General features: G+C 51.7%; 3 protein-coding genes. All 3 read left to right on the top strand.

Annotation, left to right across the window (positions count from 1 at the left end):
- Window positions 1-742, top strand: a 742-nt coding sequence (locus tag BGIM_RS59500) for an HNH endonuclease (protein ID WP_193789086.1), incomplete at its 5' end; no start/stop codon positions are given.
- 19 nt (window positions 743-761) lie between these two features.
- On the top strand, window positions 762-1,280 hold the full coding sequence (locus BGIM_RS59495; RefSeq protein WP_020476112.1) for an SMI1/KNR4 family protein: 519 nt from the start codon (window positions 762-764) through the stop codon (window positions 1,278-1,280).
- 269 nt (window positions 1,281-1,549) lie between these two features.
- On the top strand, window positions 1,550-1,792 hold a 243-nt coding region (locus BGIM_RS0144890; RefSeq protein ID WP_020476110.1), incomplete at its 3' end, for an IS5/IS1182 family transposase.

Genomic DNA, 1,792 nt, shown 5'->3' with positions numbered 1-1,792 from the left:
AATCCAGGAGGTGTTCGTCCGCTTCGCCCCGGTGATCAGCCTCCACGCCGGCGGACAGGTCATCGGAACCACCGGAGAACACCCCTTCTACGCGGAAGGCAAAGGCTGGATCGCGGCCCACGACCTGACGCCCGAGGACCGCATTCTGACCGAGGACGGCCGCTGGCTGAACGTCGAGGAGGTCTTTGACACCGGCGAATGGCAGACCGTGTATAATTTCACGGTCCGGGATCACCACACCTACTTCATCGGGGACATTGGGTGGGGGTGGAGTGCATGGGCGCATAATGCTTCCTGCAAACTGACTCAAGACGAATTAAAGTCGCACGCAGAAAATTACGCGAAGGCGGTTAACTCAAACACCGACTGGACATGGCAAGAGATTGCCCCAACTCTATCAACAAGACAACAGAGCAGGGTTCGGAAGTATGCAAGGGAGAATGGGCTGGTGAAGCCTGCCCCTGTGGATGAACAGAGACATGCTGATTTTACAGGACATATTCACCCGGAAGGAGAAATTCTCCTTCCAAAATCTCTCTGGAAGGAGAGTGATGGCGTACAATTCCGATGGGTCAATGATTACTTGTTTGGCACACAAAACACTCCCACTGGATGGATATGGCATCACCACCAAAATCCTGGCCAAATGCAACTTGTTCGATTTGGCATTCATGAATTGACCCCTCACACCGGCGGGAGAAGCGAAGGGAATTGGGCTCATGTGCCTGGACTGAGGAGCTAATAAACAAGAGATTCTCATCATGGATAATAATATTCATAATTTAGATTATTTTTCAGACAGCCTTCTTCTCCCGTTTGACGAGAAGATTCTTTATGATTTTCAAAACTACATCAATTCGATCACGGAGCGAAACTTGATTCGCTTCGAGAAAGACTATGTGGAGCATCTCACAGCTTATCACGGAGGAATCCCAAGAAGACGCTTATTTTACACGAAAGAAGGGCAAGAACGACTTGTCGAGAGATTCCTCAATTTTATTGATAGAAAAAAAGAATCTGCTTTCGCTCAATATCAAGTTGGGGTAATGTGGAGCCTTGTGAGCGATCGGATGGGTGAAAATCTAATCCCATTCGCTTTGTTGTTCGGGGGGGACCTGCTCTGCTTTGATTTTCGCAGCAGTATCGAGCCAACAATCGTTGTTTGGCTGCACGAGAAATCACGTGCCGGGGATGAAGACACGGATTTTGAACCACTGCCGGCAACAGAAGAAGTCGCCCAAAACTTCATGTCTTTCCTGCAAATGCTTTACGAGGGATGAGTTGAACTCACGCCGCGATGCGCAAAAGCTCTTTCACACAAATCTGACACAGTTTTAGACTCATTCGACACCTTCCTTTGCAAATGCCTCTTTTGAACGGGAGGGCAGTCATGACATAGTTGCCGATAGTTTTGGTGCGCGGAGCCACCCGAAAATCACTGGTGCTCGGTGCTGGCACCAAGCCTTCGCTGTTTAGAGCCTGTAACTTTATGAGATAGTGTGGCATGGCGTTCGCAGCGAATAATGACAGCCCGCCTTGGAGGTTTGTCATGGCCAAGCCACTTGTTCCCGATGCGTTGTGGGAGATTGTCAAACTTTTGTTGCCCGCCCCCAAGCCCCGCCGGTTCCGGCACCCGGGACGGCATCGGTTGGGAGACCGCGAGGCCCTGACGGGCATCCTGTTCGTCCTGAAGACCGGCATCCCCTGGCAGGAATTGCCGGCGGAGATGGGCTGCGGTTGCGGCATGACCTGCTGGCGGCGTCTTCAGGAATGGCAGGCCGCGGGAGTTTGG

Source organism: Zavarzinella formosa DSM 19928, assembly GCF_000255705.1.
GTDB classification, from domain to species: domain Bacteria; phylum Planctomycetota; class Planctomycetia; order Gemmatales; family Gemmataceae; genus Zavarzinella; species Zavarzinella formosa.
This window is presented reverse-complemented; position numbering and strand designations above follow the sequence as displayed.